This window comes from Lacisediminihabitans sp. FW035, from assembly GCF_054880895.1.
Genome location: NZ_CM142187.1, coordinates 1,021,837 through 1,035,579, shown reverse-complemented (window position 1 = coordinate 1,035,579; position 13,743 = coordinate 1,021,837). Strand labels below are relative to the sequence as shown.

The 13,743-nt window shown below is 66.8% G+C and carries 15 protein-coding genes and 1 tRNA gene; 9 read left to right on the top strand and 7 right to left on the bottom strand.

The window, feature by feature from the left end; translation table 11 throughout:
* Positions 1-26 precede the first annotated feature (26 nt).
* Positions 27-1,724: an AMP-binding protein gene (locus tag ACVXZ4_RS05020; RefSeq protein WP_461797139.1), complete on the top strand. Its 1,698-nt coding sequence runs from the start codon at positions 27-29 to the stop codon at positions 1,722-1,724.
* 3 nt (positions 1,725-1,727) lie between these two features.
* On the opposite strand, the gene ACVXZ4_RS05015 is transcribed toward ACVXZ4_RS05020, so the two are convergent.
* Positions 1,728-1,898, bottom strand: a complete 171-nt coding sequence (locus ACVXZ4_RS05015; protein ID WP_461797138.1) for a hypothetical protein — start codon at positions 1,896-1,898, stop codon at positions 1,728-1,730.
* A 278-nt stretch (positions 1,899-2,176) separates the two neighbouring features.
* Here ACVXZ4_RS05015 and ACVXZ4_RS05010 point away from each other — a divergent pair, with 278 nt between their 5' ends.
* The 3 genes from ACVXZ4_RS05010 (at position 2,177) to ACVXZ4_RS05000 (ending at position 5,635) form a co-directional block, all read left to right on the top strand.
* A complete protein-coding gene (locus ACVXZ4_RS05010; protein WP_461797137.1) occupies positions 2,177-4,255 on the top strand; it encodes a S9 family peptidase in 2,079 nt (692 codons plus the stop codon).
* 172 nt (positions 4,256-4,427) lie between these two features.
* Positions 4,428-5,111, top strand: a complete 684-nt coding sequence (locus ACVXZ4_RS05005; protein ID WP_461797136.1) for an SDR family oxidoreductase — start codon at positions 4,428-4,430, stop codon at positions 5,109-5,111.
* The gene (locus ACVXZ4_RS05000) at positions 5,108-5,635 is read left to right on the top strand and encodes a hypothetical protein (protein ID WP_461797135.1); all 528 of its coding nucleotides are present in this window, start codon (positions 5,108-5,110) and stop codon (positions 5,633-5,635) included. Before ACVXZ4_RS05005 ends, ACVXZ4_RS05000 begins: the two co-directional genes overlap by 4 nt.
* Before the next feature lie 377 nt (positions 5,636-6,012).
* Here the strand turns inward: ACVXZ4_RS05000 and ACVXZ4_RS04995 are convergent, their stop codons facing one another.
* Entirely contained in the window at positions 6,013-6,255 is a 243-nt protein-coding gene (locus ACVXZ4_RS04995; RefSeq protein ID WP_461797134.1) for a hypothetical protein, read from the bottom strand.
* A gap of 100 nt (positions 6,256-6,355) precedes the next feature.
* Here ACVXZ4_RS04995 and ACVXZ4_RS04990 point away from each other — a divergent pair, with 100 nt between their 5' ends.
* On the top strand, positions 6,356-7,642 hold the full coding sequence (locus ACVXZ4_RS04990; RefSeq protein WP_461797133.1) for an ATP-binding protein: 1,287 nt from the start codon (positions 6,356-6,358) through the stop codon (positions 7,640-7,642).
* A gap of 2 nt (positions 7,643-7,644) precedes the next feature.
* Here ACVXZ4_RS04990 and ACVXZ4_RS04985 read toward each other — a convergent pair whose 3' ends face one another.
* The gene (locus tag ACVXZ4_RS04985) at positions 7,645-9,018 is read right to left on the bottom strand and encodes a D-alanyl-D-alanine carboxypeptidase family protein (RefSeq protein ID WP_461797132.1); all 1,374 of its coding nucleotides are present in this window, start codon (positions 9,016-9,018) and stop codon (positions 7,645-7,647) included.
* Positions 9,019-9,242: 224 nt separating this feature from the next.
* Between ACVXZ4_RS04985 and ACVXZ4_RS04980 the strand changes: the two genes are divergently transcribed.
* Together ACVXZ4_RS04980 and ACVXZ4_RS04975 are read left to right on the top strand one after the other, a co-directional pair.
* Positions 9,243-9,635 carry a VOC family protein gene (locus ACVXZ4_RS04980; protein ID WP_461797131.1) on the top strand — a complete coding sequence of 131 codons (393 nt, stop codon included), beginning with the start codon at positions 9,243-9,245 and terminating at the stop codon, positions 9,633-9,635.
* A 4-nt stretch (positions 9,636-9,639) separates the two neighbouring features.
* A complete protein-coding gene (locus ACVXZ4_RS04975) occupies positions 9,640-10,137 on the top strand; it encodes a DNA alkylation repair protein (protein ID WP_461797130.1) in 498 nt (165 codons plus the stop codon).
* Between the two features lie 71 nt (positions 10,138-10,208).
* On the opposite strand, the gene ACVXZ4_RS04970 is transcribed toward ACVXZ4_RS04975, so the two are convergent.
* A complete protein-coding gene (locus ACVXZ4_RS04970) occupies positions 10,209-10,487 on the bottom strand; it encodes a GlsB/YeaQ/YmgE family stress response membrane protein (protein WP_461797129.1) in 279 nt (92 codons plus the stop codon).
* A 110-nt stretch (positions 10,488-10,597) separates the two neighbouring features.
* Here ACVXZ4_RS04970 and ACVXZ4_RS04965 point away from each other — a divergent pair, with 110 nt between their 5' ends.
* The gene (locus ACVXZ4_RS04965) at positions 10,598-11,269 is read left to right on the top strand and encodes a response regulator transcription factor (protein ID WP_461797128.1); all 672 of its coding nucleotides are present in this window, start codon (positions 10,598-10,600) and stop codon (positions 11,267-11,269) included.
* A 133-nt stretch (positions 11,270-11,402) separates the two neighbouring features.
* Here the strand turns inward: ACVXZ4_RS04965 and ACVXZ4_RS04960 are convergent.
* Together ACVXZ4_RS04960 and ACVXZ4_RS04955 are read right to left on the bottom strand one after the other, a co-directional pair.
* A tRNA-Glu gene (locus ACVXZ4_RS04960) sits at positions 11,403-11,475 on the bottom strand.
* A gap of 68 nt (positions 11,476-11,543) precedes the next feature.
* The gene (locus ACVXZ4_RS04955; RefSeq protein ID WP_461797127.1) at positions 11,544-12,446 is read right to left on the bottom strand and encodes a diacylglycerol kinase family protein; all 903 of its coding nucleotides are present in this window, start codon (positions 12,444-12,446) and stop codon (positions 11,544-11,546) included.
* Between the two features lie 89 nt (positions 12,447-12,535).
* Here ACVXZ4_RS04955 and ACVXZ4_RS04950 point away from each other — a divergent pair, with 89 nt between their 5' ends.
* Positions 12,536-13,174: an MBL fold metallo-hydrolase gene (locus ACVXZ4_RS04950; protein WP_461797126.1), complete on the top strand. Its 639-nt coding sequence runs from the start codon at positions 12,536-12,538 to the stop codon at positions 13,172-13,174.
* A gap of 5 nt (positions 13,175-13,179) precedes the next feature.
* Here the strand turns inward: ACVXZ4_RS04950 and epsC are convergent, their stop codons facing one another.
* Positions 13,180-13,743 carry a serine O-acetyltransferase EpsC gene (epsC, locus tag ACVXZ4_RS04945; RefSeq protein ID WP_461797125.1) on the bottom strand — a complete coding sequence of 188 codons (564 nt, stop codon included), beginning with the start codon at positions 13,741-13,743 and terminating at the stop codon, positions 13,180-13,182.

The window sequence follows — 13,743 nt, the reverse complement described above, 5'->3', positions numbered from 1 at the left end:
CTCCTGACCCTCGAGGAGCGCCACCGGTGTCGCAGCAGTCCGCAACAGACAACTTCCGTGCAGCGCGGGACCGCCTGGTCGCCCTCCGAGAGGATCACGCCAAGGCCGTCGCCGAATTCGAGTGGCCCGATGTCGGGGACACCTTCAACTGGGGCGTCGACTGGTTCGACGCGATCGCCCGGGGCAACGACCGACCCGCCCTGGTGATCGCCGAGGAGGACGGCTCGACGGCACGATTCTCCTTCGACGAAATGGCCACCCGCTCCGATCGGGTGGGCAACTGGCTCCGCTCCCTCGGCGTGAAGCGCGGCGACGCGGTGATGCTCATGCTGGGCAACCAGGTCGAGCTCTGGGATTCGATGCTCGCGATCATGAAACTCGGCGCGGTCATCCTGCCGACCACCACTGCCCTCGGCACCGCGGATCTCATCGACCGAATGCAGCGGGGTGGTGTGCGGCACGTGATCGCCGCCTCCGCCGACGTGGACAAGTTCGACGACGTGCCCGGGGACTTCACCCGGATCCGGGTGGGGGCGGGCAGCGACGGCTGGATCGATTTCGCGGATGCGTTCGCCGCGTCGTCCGAACCGCTGCCCCATCCGCACACCCGGTCCCACGACCCGCTCCTGCTGTACTTCACGTCGGGCACGACCAGTCGTCCGAAGCTCGTGGAGCACACTCAGGTGTCCTACCCGGTCGGCCATCTCTCCACCCTGTACTGGCTCGGACTCCGGGCCGGCGACATCCACCTCGCCATCAGCTCCCCCGGCTGGGCGAAGCACGCCTGGAGCTGCTTCTTCGCGCCGTGGATCGCCGAGGCCACGATCTTCGTCTACAACTACGGTCGTTTCGACGCCGCACGTCTCACCGAGAAGATCCGGGACGAGCACGTCACCTCGTTCTGCGCTCCGCCGACAGTGTGGCGAATGCTCATCCAGTCCGACCTCTCGGCCGGGCGTGGCGACCTCCGCGAGGCCATCTCGGCGGGCGAGCCGCTCAATCCGGAGGTGATCAGCCAGATCCGTCGACAGTGGGGGCTCACCATCCGCGACGGATACGGCCAGACCGAGATGACGGCCGTAGTCGGCAACACCCCTGGTTCAGCGGTCAAAGACGGCTCGATGGGCCGGCCGCTGCCCGGAAGCCCGATCGTGCTCGTCGATCCGATTTCCGGCGAGTTGGCCGAGGAGGGGGAGATCTGCGTCGACCTGTCCGGTCATCCGGTCAACCTCATGACCGGCTACGTCGGGGATGCCGAGCGCAATGCCGCGACCACCCACGACGGCTACTTCCACACCGGAGACATCGCGGCGCGGGACGCCGACGGCTACATCACCTACATCGGCCGCACGGACGACGTCTTCAAGGCCTCCGACTACAAGATCAGCCCGTTCGAGCTCGAGAGTGTGCTCATCGAGCATCCCGCCGTGGCCGAGGCGGCGATCGTGCCCGCTCCGGATGCCGTGCGCCTGGCCGTGCCGAAGGCCTACGTCGTGCTCGCGGCCGGCTTCGAACCCTCCGCCGATACGGCGTTCTCGATCCTCGCCTACGCGCGCGAGCAGCTGGCGCCGTTCCAGCGCATCCGCCGCATCGAGTTCATGGATCTGCCGAAGACGATCTCGGGCAAGATCCGCCGGGTCGAGCTGCGTGCCCGCGAGGAAGAGGTCGCGGTCGGCACCGTCGTAGCGATCGAGTGGCGCGACGACGAGTTGCGCGGGCGGTAACACTCAGGCTGCCTCGGACGGCGGGTTTGGAGTTCTTCTCTCGCGCCACTTGTCGTGATCACGCAAGCCGAACCTCACGCCGAGCCGCACGACCCAGAAGAGGGCGAACGCGACGGCTACGAGGATGAGCAGGTAGAAGGCGATTCCCAGCGGGAATGCGATCGAGGAGTACATGAGCCAACCTTAGGGCCCGGCGTCTGCAGGTAAGGGAACTGTCGCCTGAAGGCCGCGGATCCGGTGCACAGTGTCTCGGTGCCGCGCATAGCACCGGAATCCCTTCCGGCGTGCGAGACCGTGCGGCCGACGGCGGATGACTCCGCCGAAACCCCGTTCGCCGCGGGCGACACACCGCCGGGTCGTCGGAATCTCCGCTCTCAGCATTCGCGGTCTTCCGAAAACCGACGGGAATCCGCTGTTGAAGGTCCCACCCGATGGGCAGCTAGCGTGGAGGAATGTCGACCAACTCTGAATTTCCACCGTTCGCGTCCCTCGAGAGTTACATCGCGCTGCCCAGAGTGGAGGGCCTCGCCCTGTCCCCCGATGGCCGCTCGGTGGTGCTCACGGTCGCGACGCTGTCCCGGGATCAGACCTCTTACGAGCGTGCGCTCTGGGCGGTGCCCGCCGACGGGACGGGCTCACCGACACGGCTGACTCGCTCGGCCAAGGGCGAATCCGGGGTCGCGTTCACCGGATCGGGCGACATCCTCTTCGTGTCGTCCCGCCCGGATACCGCCGCCGAGAAAGACCCCGAGGCCGCACAACTCTGGGTGCTGCCCGCCGCCGGAGGTGAAGCCCGCGCGGTCACCAGGCTGCTCGGGGGCGTCTCCGAGATCGCGGCCACCGCAACCGGATCCGATGCCATCGTGATCGCGGCTAACCTGCTCCCCTCGGCCGACACCCTCGAGACGGAGGCAGCGGCACGCACCGAGCGAAAGACCAAGAAGGTCACGGCCATCCTTCACGAGAGCTACCCCGTGCGCTACTGGGACCACGATCTCGGGCCTGCAGAACCGCACTTTCTCGCGCTCGACCTCGCGAACCTGCGGGAGCCGGTCGGTGAGGCAGCCCGCACCAGCGAAGAGCCGCTGCCGTACCCTGAGGAACTTCCGCGCCCTCGCGATCTGACCCCCCACCCCGGCCGCACCGCCGACACTGCCGGACAGGGGCTCACCCCCGACGGCCGCACTCTCATCGCCTCGGTCCGGGTACAAGAGCAGCGTGCCGGTCGCTTTGTGCTCGTGTCGATCGATGTCGCGTCCGGCGCGATGACGACGCTCTTCGACGAGCAAGGCGTGGATTTCGAGGTGCCGGCGGTGAGCCACGACGGTCGACGCATCGCATTCGTGCGTGCCGACTTCAGCACCCCGAGCGGACCCGCCGACCAAGAACTCTGGGTGGCCGACATCGACGGCGGCGGCGCGCACCGAATCGCCGCCGATTGGGATCGCTGGCCGTCCAGCCTCGTCTTCGACGCCGGCGACGACTCTCTCATCGTCGCCGCCGATCACGACGGTCGCGGCCCGGTCTTCCGCGTGCCTCTCGACGGCGGCGCCCCGATTCGCATCACCGAAGACGACTTCTCCTACACGGATGTCGCGGTCGACCTCACGAGCGGGGACCTCGTCGCCCTGCGATCCTCGTGGGTCACGCCGCCGCATCCGGTGCGCATCTCCCAGGCGGGAACCATCACCGCGCTTGCCACTCCGGCCGAGCTACCGGAGATGCCGGGGTCGATCACCGAGGTCGAGACGCGCGCCGAGGATGGTGCGCGGGTGCGCGGCTGGTTGCTGTTGCCCGAGGGCGCTTCAGCCGAGCATCCGGCCCCGCTCCTGCTGTGGATCCACGGTGGGCCGCTGAACAGCTGGAACGCGTGGAGCTGGCGGTGGAATCCTCTGCTGGCCGTGGCCCGCGGTTACGCAGTGCTGCTGCCCGATCCGGCGCTGTCGACTGGATACGGCCTCGACTTCATCGCCCGAGGATGGGATGCCTGGGGCGCGAAGCCCTTCACCGACCTGATGGCGATCACTGATGCCACCGAGGCGCGCGACGACATCGACGCCTCCAAGACCGCGGCTCTCGGCGGCTCGTTCGGCGGATACATGGCGAACTGGGTTGCCGGGCACACCGACCGCTTTCGCGCGATCGTCAGCCACGCCAGTCTCTGGGCGCTCGACCAGTTCAACGGCACTACCGATAACTCCTGGTATTGGCAGAGCATCTTCTCGCCGCAGGGCATGATCGACAGCTCACCCCACCACAGCGTGCGGGACATCGTGACGCCGATGCTCGTGATCCACGGCGACAACGACTACCGGGTACCGGTCGGGGAGAGCCTGCGACTCTGGTCGGAACTGGCCGAGCACCATGCGGCCGCCGATGGCTCGACCCCGCACAAGTTCCTTCTCTTCCCCGACGAGAATCACTGGGTGCTGAAGCCCCAGCACTCGGTGGTCTGGTACGAGACCGTCTTCGCATTCCTCGACCAGCATGTGCACGGTTCGGATTGGCAGCGTCCGAAGCTCCTCGGCTGAGAAGCCCTGCGCCAGCTATCCTCTCCGGGCGCATGGTCGGGACCTATGGCCCGACGCGCGGGCTGTCTCGCTCACAGACTTGACGTCGACCACAACGGGTCGAATCGAGCAGGGGACCATCGTGAATCGTGTCAGTGGAAAAGTCGCTCTTGTCACCGGAGGAGCCCGCGGGATGGGCGCCGCGCATGCACGGCTGCTCATCTCCGAAGGCGCGAAGGTCGTGCTCGCGGATGTCCTGGATGCCGACGGGGAAGCGCTGGCGGTCGAGCTCGGCGCCGCGGCCCGCTTCGTGCACCTCGATGTGACCAGCGAGAGCGACTGGGCGGATGCTCTGCGGTTCATCCTCTCCGAATTCGGACACCTCGATGTGCTCGTCAACAACGCGGGCATCGCCAACGGATCCCCGATCGGCGACTTCCCCCTCGATCTCTGGCACAAGACGCTGGAGATCAATCTCACCGGCACATTCCTCGGAATGAAGACCGTTTCGGCAGTGCTCGCGGCTCAGCGACACGGCTCGATCATCAACGTCTCCTCGGTCGAGGGTCTGCGGGGAAGCGCCGGGCTGCATGCCTACGTCGCGACGAAATTCGCGGTGCGCGGGCTCACCAAATCGGTCGCCCTCGAACTGGCGCCCGCGGGGGTGAGAGTCAACTCCATCCATCCCGGCTTCATCAGCACACCGATGACGGCGGGTCTCGATCCGCACCAGCTGCAGATTCCGATGGGACGGGCGGCGGATCCCACCGAGGTGTCGCAGCTTGTGCTCTTCCTCGCGAGCGATGAATCCAGCTACTCCACCGGGTCCGAATTCGTGATCGACGGCGGGCTCACCGCAGGGATCCCCCACTCGTGAAAACAGCCGCGATCCTGAAGCACGTGTCCACCTCCCTCGTCACCAACCCGGATGGGGTGCACGTGCTCGCCGGTGCCGTGATGATGGCCGCTCATTTCGAGCGGTTCGCCCAGATCGCGGTGCCCCGGCCGGCGCTCGGTCGACGGCGGTCGACGAAGATCGTGACGCTCGGAAACGTACTTCTGGTCTGCGCTCCGGGCTGCGATTCGATCATGGTCGGCGAGAACCTCGCCGCAGCCCTCGCCGCGGGCAACCGGGTGGCCATCTCGCTCGCCGGTGTGCCAGACCAGCTCATGCGACTCCTGTTCGAGTTGCTCTTCGGGGTCTTCGCGGCGGAACGATTCTCCGTGCTCACCGATGCCTGCAGTTGGACGATATCGAGCGCCGAACTCTCGATCGTCGTCCTCACGCCCTCGCGCGTCTTCCTCAACGAGCGACCGTGGATCACTCAGCCCCAGGCGCTCGGAGTGCTCACCCCGTCAGCGGACCTCCTGCGGTTCTATGGTGCGCTTCGGGAGGCCTGACCTACGATTCCGGGCCCCGACTACGCCGGGTCCGGAAGACACGCACCGGGTGGGCGGCGCCGCGATGGCGGGGTCGAGAGCGGATGACTCCGCCGACACGCCGTCCGTGGCGCGCAACGCGCCGACGGGTCATCCGAATCTCCGCTCTCAGCACTCGCCGTCGCCGACACGCGGTGAGATTCCGATGTGGGGCACGGTCGCTGCGTCAGCGGCGGCGGACGGACCTCTTCTGCGGCTTCACCTGGCGTAACCGCCTCGGCTCCTGCAGCCGCGTCGGATCGCCGTTTCCTCCGCCGAATGCCGTGACGAGCGACTGGGTCAGCTCTGCGCCAAACGATCCCAGTCGAACGAGTGCGAGCCTGACGTAGTTCACGGCATCACTTGCGCTCGAGGGCGCGTGATCTGCGCATGATGTCGAATACCACAGTGAAGAGGGGAACTACCGAGAGGGCGCCGAGCCCCTGGTCGTGCATGGGATCCATCGCCACCAGGACGGTCAACACGACAAACCAGACCACGGCCGCACCGACCCAGACGGCACGCCACCAGGGCGTCGCGAAGAGATAGGCGAATCGGCGCCCGGTGCTCATCGGTCGCTCGGGTGGTGTGACTCCGCCCATGATGAGCCTCCCTCTGTTGCGAGAGTACGCCACTCGAAGCTCGCGCAGATGCTGGTGCCCTAGATTGTCACCCACACGTCATTCATGCGAGGGAGCCACAATGACCGGTTGGCGCATCCGAGACTTCCATTCCGATGATCTCGACGGCATCCTCCATCTCTGGGAGGAGATCACCGCGGCGAAGACCGAGCCGGTCTACGGCCTCTCGGAGGTGCTCGCCTCGTGCCAGAAAGACCACGCCGTCGTCGCCATGCACGGCGAGGAGGTGATCGGCGCTGCGGTCGGTCGTGCCGCCCACGCGCAGGGCTGGATCGTGTTTCTCTCGACGGCTCAGAAGTGGCAGGGCCAGGGCATCGGCACCGCCATGCTCGCCGCGCTCGAGAACCGGATGGCGCCCCACGGTCTCGCGAAGCTCTCGGCCCTTATGCCCGAGTCTGCGAGCCGGGTGGATGCTTTTCTCAATCGCGGTTTCGAGGTCAAGAAGAACCTGCGCTACTTCGAGCGCCACATCCCGGTGCAGCGCGAAGAGCTGCGCTCGCTGAGCGAGCTGGGCGGACGCATCCTGCCCCGAGACCTCTGGGAGGGCGTCGGCGGAATGCAGCGCGAGAAGGAGTTGCTCGAACGCCGCCTCGTGATGCCTCTCGCCAAACCGGACATGGCGGAGCAGTACGGGGTGGTGCCTCCGAAGGCCGTCGTGCTCTTCGGGCCGCCCGGCACCGGCAAGACGACCTTCGCCAAGGCGATCGCGTCACGCCTGGAGTGGCCGTTCGTCGAGGTGTTCCCCTCACGCCTCGCCGCTGACCCCAAGGGTTTGGCGGGAGCCTTGCGGGAGACCTTCCTCAAGATCTCCGAGCTCGAACACGCTGTGGTGTTCATCGACGAGGTGGAAGAGATCGCCGCACAGCGCGGAGGCGAGCCGCCCTCCGCGCTGCAGGGCGTGACGAATGAGCTCCTGAAGATCATCCCCGCCTTCCGCGAGCAGCCCGGGCGCCTGCTCGTTTGCGCCACTAACTTCATCCGCGCTCTCGATTCCGCATTCCTCCGCCACGGGCGGTTTGACTACGTCGTGCCGATCGGATTGCCGGATGCCGCGGCCCGGCTCGCCATCTGGGAGCGTTACATCCCCGCCTCGGTGACCGGCCTGGTCGATCTCGATGCCCTCGTCGCCGCGAGCGACGGGTTCTCCCCCGCCGATGTGGAATATGCCGCACGCCGGGCCTCCCAGGAGGCTCTCGAGCGCGCGCTGTTCAGCGGAGAGGATGCCTCGGCGCCAGCCGGCCCGAGCACGCAGGACTACGTCTCCGCGATCCGCTCCACTCGAACGACGGTGTCGCCGCAGGCCGCCCTGGAGTTCCTCGAAGACATCGAGAGGCTCGCCCGCCTCTGAAGTCAGTGCGCGCCGAGCAGCTCGCCCGGGTGGGTAAGTCGCCACCGTGCATCCGGTCCCGCGATCGATCCGTCGAGCACCAGCGGCACCGAGATCGGAGCACCGGCGACCACGAAGTCGAGGCTGCCGACGGTGGATCCGTCCCTTGCCGTCTTCAGGGGCTTGATCGTCATGGTCGAGGTGATCGGGGCATCCGACCAGGTGAGCACGGATGCCCGGCTTTCGGTCACGACGCGCGCGCCATCCTTCCAGGGCGTGGAGTATTTGCCGACGGCGGTGCCCGCGCCCACCAGCTGGACGACATGGAAGCCGGATCGGATGCTGCGGATCATCGCCTGGGCTTCGCTGTCCACCGTCTCGCGGCTGTAGCCGCCCAGGATCACGCCGACGATGGTGATCGGTTTGCGCAGCCCGACCTCCACGCTGGCGGAGAACAGCAGGCTCGAGCCCGCCGACTCGAGGGTGCCGGTCTTGATGCCGTCGATCCCCTCCGATCCGAGGCTGATGTTGTTGTTCGAGAGACCTCCGACGCCCGGCACCACGATCGAGCGTGACCCCACGAGGGATGCTATCGCCGGATTCGCCATCGCGAGCTTTCCGAGCGCGATCAGGTCGGCCGGTGTGCTCACATTGCGGGCGTCGATCCCGGTCGGCTCGACGATCGTGGTCGATTTCAGGCCGTGGGCAGCGAGCCAGTTCTTCACCGCGCCGAGATAGCGGGACCGGGATCCGAATGCCCAGGTGCTCACCGCGTCGGCATAGTTGCAGGCGGATGCCACCAGCATCAACCCCAGCGCGTCGCGTTCCGACATCGTGCTGCCGGTCTTCATGGGCTCTACCGACGCCCCCAGCACGTAGTACTGGTCGTAGAGGTCGTGGTCGGCCTTGCTGAAGGCGAGGGTGGGGCCGGGATCGGTCTCCCTCAGTGGTTTGACCTCGAGCACGACGAGGGCCGTGATCAGCTTGCTGATGCTCGCGATCGGCAGCGGCCCGGCGCCGCCGCTCGAGGCGAGGATGCCGTTGGAACCCACCGTCGCCGGAAACGCCTCCGCACCGGTGACGCTCACGGCCGACGCCCCCACGCTCGGCAGGGTGATCATCCCGGCGCCCGGCTGGATGATCTTCGGCTTCGTCGCGACCAGCGTGGCGTTGTGTAGCGGAGCAAGGAGGGTGAGCGGCAGGTAGGTACCCACTGCCGCGACGATCACGAGCAGCACGACGAGCCCGGAGATCCGACGACGGAGGCGGCGGCGGCGAGCCCTGGCCACGGTGACGGGGTCGAGCGGATCGGGCCCGTGGCCCGCGGCATCCGCTCCCCCGCGCTCGAGCATCTCCGAGAAATCGGCGAGCCCTGTGCTTCCGGAGCCCTCGGTCACAGAAGCTCCGAGCCGAGAGAAACCGTCACCGAGTTTGGATACATATGCTCATGTTATGGCTGCCGGAGGGATTTGTCGTGGGCCGGGGCGTACCTTTGAGGCGGTGGCCGTCCTGGCGGTAAGGTCGCACGTGGTTGTCTCGGAAACGGGTTCAAGAAGGTCAGGAAGTAGACCCCTGTGCGGCGCCACCTTTTCATTCGCCCCTTGACTGAAAAGAGGAGAACATGGCCATCTGGCCCGGATCGATCAGTGCCCTCACGCTATTCGTCGATGATCTCGCGGCGACGAAGGCGTTCTACCTCGAGGTTTTCCAGCTGCCGATCCTCTTCGAGGACGACGACTCGGCGGTATTCCGCTTCGACAACACCATGATCAACCTGCTCAAGACCTCCGCGGCCCACGGCCTCATCTCGCCGGCGACGGTGGCCGATTCCAACGCCGGATCGCGGCTCCAGCTGACTCTCGATGTGGACGACGTGGATGCCACCTGCGCCGAGCTCGTCGGGCGTGGGGTGGAGCTGCTGAACGGTCCGATGGACCGCGAGTGGGGCATCCGCACGGCGAGTTTCCAGGACCCGGGCGGTCACATCTGGGAGATCGCACAGCCGCTGGGATAGCCGGGTGAGTGACGCCGGCGACTTCGTGGATGCCGCCCTCCAACTCGAAGGCACGTGGCGGCGTGCGCTTGCCGACGAGGCACGAATCGGCTCCGACCTCCGGTTCTACGGTGCATCGGTCGGCGCTGTTCGCGGCACGATCCGGGACCTCGGGCGCCGGCATCCGGGCCTCGGCCACGACGAGATCACCGCCCTGAGTTCGGAACTCTGGGGCCCGCCCGTCTTCGAGCGGAGGCTCGCGGCGATTGTGCTGCTGCAGACGCACGTGCGCCTGCTCGGCAATTCCGACCTGACCCGCCTGGAGGGATTCCTGCGCGATGCGCGCACACCCGCCCTCGCCGATCCCCTCATCACCGACGTGCTAGTTCCCCTTGTCGAGGGGCTGGATGCCCCCGCGTTGGGCCGCGCGAACATCGCGCTCGCTCGGTGGTCGGCCGACAGCAACCCGTGGTTGCGGAGGGCTGCGGCAGCGTTGGGCCACGCGGGGGTTCCCGGCAGATAGCCGACAGTCGGTGCTCCCCGTTGCCAAGACAGGGAGCACCGACCGATAGTCGCGTGAGTCTGGACGGGGCCTCAGCGGCGAGCGGTGCGGCGGCTTCCGAAGCGGGTCCAGAGGAGCAGCACGATGATCGCGCCGATGATGGACCCGATGATTCCGGCCGGCTGGAAGAAGCCACCCGAAGGGTCGGCCCCGAAGAGGAGGAAGCCCAGGAATCCGCCGACGAACGATCCGATGATGCCGAGAAGCAGGGTCATTCCGATGGACAGATTCTGCTTGCCGGGAACGATGAGGCGGGCGACGGCACCGGCGATGAGCCCGACGATGATGATGCTGATGATGAGTCCGAGCATGAGATTCTCCTTGTACTAGGGGTGGGGGAACGGCCCTCAGCGGGCCGCTCCTCTAGATAACCGCCCTAGGGGGGTGGTCGGTCACACCCCTAGGGAGGTAATGTCGGAATATGTCGATCCTCGCGCCTCCCCGTCCCCTCACAGTCACGCTCGTCGACGACTACGACGTCGTGCTGAAAGGCCTCGCCCACATGTTCGACGAGTACCGGGATCGGATCGTCATCTCCGAGATCGACTCGAACGCTTCCCTCGACGACCGGGTCGACATCGTCATGTACGACTCTTTCGCGCAACCGGAGTCCGACCAGCAGGAGTTGAACGCCCTCGTGAACAACCCACGAGCCGGCAACGTGGTGGTCTACACCTGGAATTTTCATCCGCTTCTCGTCGACAGCGCGCGCGAGAAGGGCGTGAAGGGATACCTGTCGAAGACCCTGGCGGCGAGCGATCTGGTCGCGGCGCTCGAGCTGGTGCATGCCGGAGAAGAGGTGATCAGCGCGCCGCCGCGGCGATCCGGGAGCGCGCTCGCGCTGGACTGGCCAGGGCGCCAGGAGGGAATCACCGACCGGGAGTCGGAGATCCTCGCCCTGATCACCCAGGGAAAGAGCAATGCCGAGGTCGCGGCGCTCACCTACCTCAGCCCCAACACGGTGAAGTCCTACATCCGCAACACCTATCGCAAGATCGGTGCGCAGAGTCGCACCCAGGCGGTTCTGTGGGGCGTCGAGCACGGGTTCACTCCCGACCATCACCGCATCGACCACTGGCTCGGAGGGCCTTAATCGGCGTGGTCGCACGCTCCATCCGTCACGAATTGTCCTGCCATAGGCGCTTCACGACCCGATTCGACGGATGGCGGCGCACCCGACGAAAAAAGGCCCGGACCCCAGCAGACGCTGGCATCCGGACCGACTGTGACCCCAACCGGATTCGAACCGGTGTTACCGCCGTGAGAGGGCAGCGTACTAGGCCGCTATACGATGGGGCCGCAAGTGGACAACTCAACGAGTATGCCACATGCGAGCAAGGCGCACCAAAACGGGGCGGATGCCCGCGTCAGGGAGCGAGGATCCGCAGGGCTCCCGGCACGATTTCGATCTCGAGCGGCAGCTCTCCGACCCGCTCTCCGTCGGCATAGGCGACCACTCCATCCGCATCGATCGTCACGCGCTTCGCGCGACGGATCGAGACCCGAGGATCCGTGACATGCGTGCCTTTGAAGACGCGCGGGAAGATGCCGAGGAAAGCGATGCGCGACAGGGGCTCGACCACGAAGACATCGATCCAACCGTCGTCGAGGAGGGCATCGGGCGTGATCAGCATTCCGCCACCGAACGAGGTGTTGTTGGCGATCGACACCAGGGTGCCGGCCGTGTTCCACTCCACTCCGTCGAGCACGAGACGGTAGGTGGTGGGCTTCAGGGTCGCGAGCTCGCGCAGCAGGGCGAGGTTATAGCGGATCTTGCCCCTCGGCCAGCGCCACAGGTTCGCCCGCTCGTTCACCAGCGCATCGAAGCCGGCCGAGAGCACTCCGGCGTACCAGCGGTCCGGCTGACCGGTGCGATGGATGAGCGCCGCGTCGATCACCCGGGGCTCACCCGCCAGCGCGGCGAGCAGCACGTCTATGGCGGCATCCGTGTCCCCGATGGGGATGCGCAAACCGCGGGACACGTCATTGCCGGTACCCGAGGGCACGATTCCGAGCGGGATGCCGGTGCCGGCCACGAGGTTGGTGCCGAGGCTGACCATGCCGTCTCCCCCCACGACCACGAGGGCGTCCGGGGCCAGCTCGATCGCCTTCTCGGCCTCCCGGTGCAGGTCGGCGAAGGTCGGCTCGCTGAGTGCGGTCACGCGATGGCCGGCACCGCGCAGTGCCTGCACGACCGCGGGACCGACGGCGCGCCCCTTGCCGAACGAGGCTGTGGGATTGATGGCGACGACGACACGCAGGGCAGTCACGAGAGCGGCGCCGGTGTCGTCATCAGCCCAGTATGTCGGATGCCATCGGCAAGCTTCCGCTGCGCACCGCGCGGAGTACAGTCTGGGAAATGCGCGTAACGAAACAAGAACATGCCTGCCTCATCCTCGAATCCTCGGGCAAGACGCTCGTGATCGATCCGGGGGTCTTCACCACCGCCCTTGTCGGCCTCAACGATGTCGTAGCGATCGTGATCACGCACGAGCACGGAGACCACTGGACCGCTGACCAGCTCACCCGCATCCTCGACCGTAATCCCGGCGCGAAACTCTACGGCCCGGAGGGTGTGGCGATCGCCGCCGCCGACTTCGACATCACGATCGTGAAGGACGGGGACGTCATCGACGCCGAGCCCTTCTCCCTCCGATTCTTCGGAGAGAAGCATGCGGTGATCCATTCCTCGATTCCGATCGTCGACAACGTGGGCGTGCTGGTCAATGACGCGCTCTACTACCCCGGCGACTCCTTCACAGTGCCGGAAGGAGTGGATGTGGATGCTCTCGCGGCCCCGGTCGGCGCGCCCTGGCTGAAGATCGGCGAGGCCATCGATTTCGTACTCGCGGTGCGACCGCGTCGGGCATTCGCCACCCACGAGATGGTGCTCTCGGTCGCCGGAAAGGGCATGGGCGGCGACCGCCTCAAGTGGGCCGTCGAGCAGGGTGGCGGCGAATACGTCGCCTTGGAACCCGGGGACGCGCTCGACCTGTAACGACGTCAGATGTAGATCGCGGGGTCAGTGAAAGTCTCGGCGACGGAGGACGGGGTGCGCGGTCGCACGCGCGCGGGGATGCCGGTGAGCACGGAGTTCGGCGGGGCATCCGTCACCACCACCGCGTTCGCTCCGATGATCGAGTCGTGCCCGATGGTCACCGGTCCGAGCACGCTGGCACCGGCGCCGATGGTCACCCGATCGCCGATAGTGGGATGCCGACGCTCGCGCACCGAGCTCGTGCCGCCGAGGGTGACGCCGTGGTACAGCAGCACGTCGTCGCCCACCACCGCGGTCTCCCCGACGACCACGCCCATGCCGTGGTCGATGAAGAGCCTGCGGCCGATGGTCGCGCCGGGATGGATTTCCACCCCGGTCAGCGACCGCACCAACTGCGAGTAGACGCGAGCCGCCAGGAACCACCGCCACGTCCAGAGGCGATGAGCGATCCGGTAGCCCCACACCGCATGGAGACCTGAGTAGGCGAGGAACACCTCCGCACTCGAACGCGCAGCGGGATCCTTCTGCCGCGCCATCCGGATATCCTCGCGAAGTCCGGCGAAGGGCAT